This is a genomic window from Thermanaeromonas sp., from assembly GCF_021890735.1.
Taxonomy (GTDB): Bacteria; Bacillota; DSM-521; order Neomoorellales; family Neomoorellaceae; genus Thermanaeromonas.
Window position 1 is genome coordinate 1 of the sequence record NZ_JAKKUR010000116.1, and the last position, 4,177, is coordinate 4,177.

Genomic DNA, 4,177 nt, shown 5'->3' on the forward strand with positions numbered 1-4,177 from the left:
CCATCATTTTACATGGCCCCAGGTGGCCAAACAAATCAGCACCCTCTACCAGGAGCTGCTCCAATGGAAAAACGCCCAGAGGGAATCCTTCCTGCACAGCTCATTCTAGCCACTGACATTGATGATACCCTGTTAGGCAACCCAGAGGCTCTGGCCAAGTTGAACTATTGGTTGATCCTAAACCGCAAGAGGGTATTCTTAGTATACTTGACTGGAAGACACCGAAAATCCGCCTTGGAAGTAATCTGGAAGGAAGGGCTTATACTACCAGATATCTTAGTAACCGATGTGGGAGCGCGGATTTGTTTTCCTCCAAACTACATATCAGATCCTTTTTGGCACAAGCATATTTTGGCCGGCTGGAGACCTCATCGCATTGCGGCTGCCGTTCGCTCATTGCCCATGTTGGTTAGGCAACCTGTTCCTGCGCTTTTCCGCTTAAGCTATTTTATCCAAGGTAATACCGGTGGTAAAAGGATAGTAGAGGAGGTCACTAATTGCCTGCAGCAAAGGGGCTTGAGGGGTAAGGTAGTCCTCAGTAAAGGAATCTATCTGGATATCCTTCCCCCACACGCCGGGAAAGGGCCTGCTTTAGCTTATTTGCAAAAAAAGTATAACTGGGACCCTTGTTCAATTCTAGTGTGCGGGGATAGCGGGAATGATGCGGAAATGTTGAACCTGGGATTCCCGGCTGTCCTAGTAGGCAATGCTTCAGAGGAAGTTAAAAATAAAGATTGGCCACCCACGGTTTATCTGGCCCGCTCTTCCTATGCCGCAGGAATCTGGGAAGGTCTGCAACAGTGGAACAAAGCACTGCGGCCAATAGAAAGGCCGTCTTAAAGTAGATAAAAAATCCCACGCTCATCCTGAAGTAAGTCTAATTAAGAAAGTCGTCAATAAACACCAGTTAGGGCTTTTAGCTTTCTAAAATTGAAATTTATCCACACTGGACTTCCCGCCTCTAGTCTTTGTTCTTCCGCTGTGAGGCAAGGTATTTCTACCGTGAGCAAGTGTCCTTCTACCTCTACTTGGCATTGGATGGTGTACCGGCCAGGGGAAGTTTTAATTATCCTCCCTTTATATTTATTAATTCCAGGAGCAGGAGGGGGATAAATAGATAAACTAATATCATAGGGCATAATAGCTATCTCTCTTAAGCTATCTCCCCACTCCCAGGGGACTAGCAAAACTAGCTTACCGCAATGGGCCCTGGCTAGACCAGGGCCTATCGCTTCATATCTATCCACTTTTAAAAGATTGGGAGGCGGGATAAAGCCCTGAATTTTAGCTTTTGGGCGCAGAAAAATCTCTTCGGGGGTCCCTACTTGACCCAACTCACCCTCCACTATGACTGCTATCCGGTCTGCCAGTTCCTGCGCCTCCGAGAACTTATGGGTAACGTATAGGGTGGTTAAAGATAGACGGCGCTGAAGCTTTTTTATCTCTAAACGCAAAATTTTAGCTAAGTTGTAATCAAGCTTGCTTAAAGGCTCATCTAAGAGTAGAATACGGGGTTTTATAGCCAGGACCCGAGCTAAAGCTACCCTTTGCTTTTCTCCCCCGCTTAAATTCTTAGGATAACGGTTTCTAAGATGGCCAATATTTAAAAAGTTCCATTACCTGGGATATCATCCCTGGTATTTCCGCCGAGGAAAATCCCCTGGCTTTAAGCCCGAAGGCTATATTGTGGTACACATCCAAATGGGGAAATAAGTATAATTCCTGGAATACATAGCCGATCTGGCGCTTTTCGGGGGGCAAGAGATCTGCTTTCTCCTCTCCAAAGTACACTTCTCCCTCATATTCTACTAAGCCAGCGATAACATTGAGTAAAGTAGTTTTGCCAGCACCAGTAGGTCCTAAAAGGACCAATAATTCTCCTTCTTTAATCTCTAAATCAATCCCTTTAAGGCAAAACTTGGTAGATATCTTCTTTAGGGTAATAGCTGGCATATCGTACACCCAACCTTGGTACTCTATTTCCAGACCCCAGTTAATTTATGCTCTAACCAGAGGAATATCCTTTCTCCCCCAAAGCTCATAAGGGAAAGGATAAACAGGCAGACAAAAATTATGTCTACCCGTATAAGGCTTTCTGCATATATAAGCAAAGCTCCTATACCGGTAGGGATAGCTATCATCTCTGCTGCCACTACTGTACGCCAGGCCATGCCAGCTTCTAACCGCAAGCCAGTAAAGATGTAAGGTAGGGCTAGGGGAATTACAACGTGATTCAATATAAGCCAAGGGGAAGCACCTAGTACCCGCGCTGTTTGGATATATTTAGGATCCACAGATCTTATGCCAGCGATGGTGTTATAAAGCAAAGGGAAAAAGGAGCATATAAATATTAAGGTAACAGGCAGAGCTTCGCCTAGGCCTAACCAGAGCATAAGCAGAGGGAGCCACCCCAAGGCAGGTATAGGATATAAAATGCTAAATAACGGGGCTAAGCTCTTGTAGACCAGATTAGAGCATCCGAGAATTATCCCCATCGCTACTCCTGTTAAGCTCCCTAAGACAAAACCTCCCACTACGCGGAGCAAAGAAAGGGTTAGATGTTTTAATAAGATTCCCTCCCCAGCCAAATATACAAATCCAGCTATGACTTTACTGAAAGGAGGGAAAAGGGGGGAAGCCATTAAGCGTGCTCCTAATTCCCAGCCTCCTAGGAATAAAATGGTAGGTATCCAATAAGCCCAAGTTACCTTCCCATCTTTTTTAGAGAACATCTTGGCCCTTCTCCCTCAATCGCTATATAACACTTCTTCCGCTTTAATTTGTTTTTTAAGGTAGCCATAAGAATACATAAGGTCTATTATTTTTTGTATCTCCTGGGCATCTAAATCGGGACTATAGTCGAGGTTGGACATGGATTCCTTGACTACCACCGGGGTAACACTTATGTCAGCTTCAGGGCTCGACATCTCTTCCTTAACGGTATTTTGATACTGATTTAAGCTTTGAGCTACTATGTTAGCCGTTTCTTCCCCGTGGCTATTTATAAACTCAGTGGCCCTTTTATTAAGGGAAATAAGTTTTTTTACTGCTCCAGGATGCTCCTTTAAAAAATTATCTGTAACTATTAAGACGCTCCCTTGCATATTAGGCCATATATCTTGGCTTTTAGCTAAAATTTTCATGCCGGAAAGCTGGGCAGCCAGGGTAGCAAAATGCTCCGGAGCAAAAATTGCATCTACCTTGCCCGAACGCAAAGCTAAAAGTTGTTTGGCAGGATTCATGCGTACCGTGTGGGACAAAACCTTCTCTTGATCTAACCCTTTTTGTTTAATCAATAAGTTAAACAAAAGGTCGGTAGTAGCTCCCGGTTGCATGGTGGCTATTTTCACTTCTTCCTTTTCCAAATCTTTAAATTCCTTTATCTTGCTCGTGTTAACTACCAAGCCATAACCATTCTTATGGGTACCAGCCACTATTTTTAAAGGTACTCCCCCATTGGCATAAGCTGTCAAGGCCGGTACCAGGCATATGTAAGCCAGGTCTATCCCACCTTTGGTGAGAGCGGATGCCAGGGCTACGCCGGTGGCATAGACGTTAAAGCTCTTAACTTCAAGTTGATTTTCCTCAAACCACCCTTTTTCTTTAGCCACGTAAAAAGGAGCAGCGTGAACCGTATATTCTACTGCTACACTCAAAGGAACCCTCCCTTCTCCTTCCTTTACATTTTGAGAAGCACATCCTTGGAAAGGAGCCAACCCCGCTATTAAAGTTAATACCAGGATAAACGCTATCTTCTCTCTCATGCCCTTTAACCTCCCTCTTTGCTTCAAAAAGCAAATTAAAAACCCCACCAAAGGAGGTGGGGTTTTGCCCCTTTGATCCTCCTTTTCGAAACGGAAGGCATAGCGGTTTCCCTGCTATACCCCGCGGGCTTAAAAAGCCCGGGCCAACCTGCCATAGGAAGAAACTTCCCTTAGGCCAGGAAGGCTCGGAGGTGAACTAAATTTCACATATGTTCTATTCGTTATATTCGATAGCTACAAGTAAATTCCTTCTTGAAGTTAAATTTTTGCCGCCGGAGTAGACCCTTTTGTAAACGCATCCCTCTCCCAAACACCCCGCTTTAAAGGTAGCCCATTTTGTGCTCAGTCTTGCCAATGAGGCGGACCTTAGATATTTGGGCCACAAAACAAAAAGCCGGGCGAACCCGGCTCAC

Annotated in this window: 5 protein-coding genes, 1 pseudogene and 1 riboswitch; of the genes and pseudogenes, 1 reads left to right on the plus strand and 5 read right to left on the minus strand. The window is 44.8% G+C overall.

Features of this window, described 5'->3' with window-relative positions; all coding sequences use genetic code 11:
* The first annotated feature begins 63 nt into the window (after positions 1–63).
* Positions 64–840, plus strand: coding sequence for an HAD family hydrolase (locus tag L5656_RS10790; RefSeq protein WP_297202830.1), 777 nt, complete (start codon positions 64–66; stop codon positions 838–840).
* A 53-nt stretch (positions 841–893) separates the two neighbouring features.
* On the opposite strand, the gene L5656_RS10795 is transcribed toward L5656_RS10790, so the two are convergent.
* From L5656_RS10795 to L5656_RS10810, 5 genes and pseudogenes are all read right to left on the minus strand, one after another.
* Complete coding sequence (locus L5656_RS10795) at positions 894–1,454, minus strand: hypothetical protein (RefSeq protein ID WP_297202832.1); 561 nt, start codon at positions 1,452–1,454, stop codon at positions 894–896.
* A gap of 87 nt (positions 1,455–1,541) precedes the next feature.
* Positions 1,542–1,601, minus strand: a pseudogene (locus L5656_RS11480) (hypothetical protein); the annotation flags it as partial.
* Positions 1,588–1,953 carry an ATP-binding cassette domain-containing protein gene (locus tag L5656_RS10800; protein ID WP_297202834.1) on the minus strand — a complete coding sequence of 122 codons (366 nt, stop codon included), beginning with the start codon at positions 1,951–1,953 and terminating at the stop codon, positions 1,588–1,590. The gene L5656_RS10800 and the pseudogene L5656_RS11480, both read right to left, overlap by 14 nt.
* Before the next feature lie 23 nt (positions 1,954–1,976).
* Positions 1,977–2,732 carry an ABC transporter permease gene (locus tag L5656_RS10805; protein ID WP_297202836.1) on the minus strand — a complete coding sequence of 252 codons (756 nt, stop codon included), beginning with the start codon at positions 2,730–2,732 and terminating at the stop codon, positions 1,977–1,979.
* A 15-nt stretch (positions 2,733–2,747) separates the two neighbouring features.
* Positions 2,748–3,764, minus strand: coding sequence for an ABC transporter substrate-binding protein (locus tag L5656_RS10810; protein WP_297202838.1), 1,017 nt, complete (start codon positions 3,762–3,764; stop codon positions 2,748–2,750).
* 62 nt (positions 3,765–3,826) lie between these two features.
* A riboswitch (molybdenum cofactor riboswitch) is annotated at positions 3,827–3,967 on the minus strand.
* Positions 3,968–4,177 lie beyond the last annotated feature (210 nt).

Coding starts and splice junctions, on each gene's coding strand:
- L5656_RS10805 (WP_297202836.1), bottom strand. CDS start 2,732: ATGTTCTCTAAAAAAGATGGGAAGGTAACTTGGGCTTATTGGATACCT.
- L5656_RS10810 (WP_297202838.1), bottom strand. CDS start 3,764: ATGAGAGAGAAGATAGCGTTTATCCTGGTATTAACTTTAATAGCGGGG.
- L5656_RS10800 (WP_297202834.1), bottom strand. CDS start 1,953: ATGCCAGCTATTACCCTAAAGAAGATATCTACCAAGTTTTGCCTTAAA.
- L5656_RS10790 (WP_297202830.1), top strand. CDS start 64: ATGGAAAAACGCCCAGAGGGAATCCTTCCTGCACAGCTCATTCTAGCC.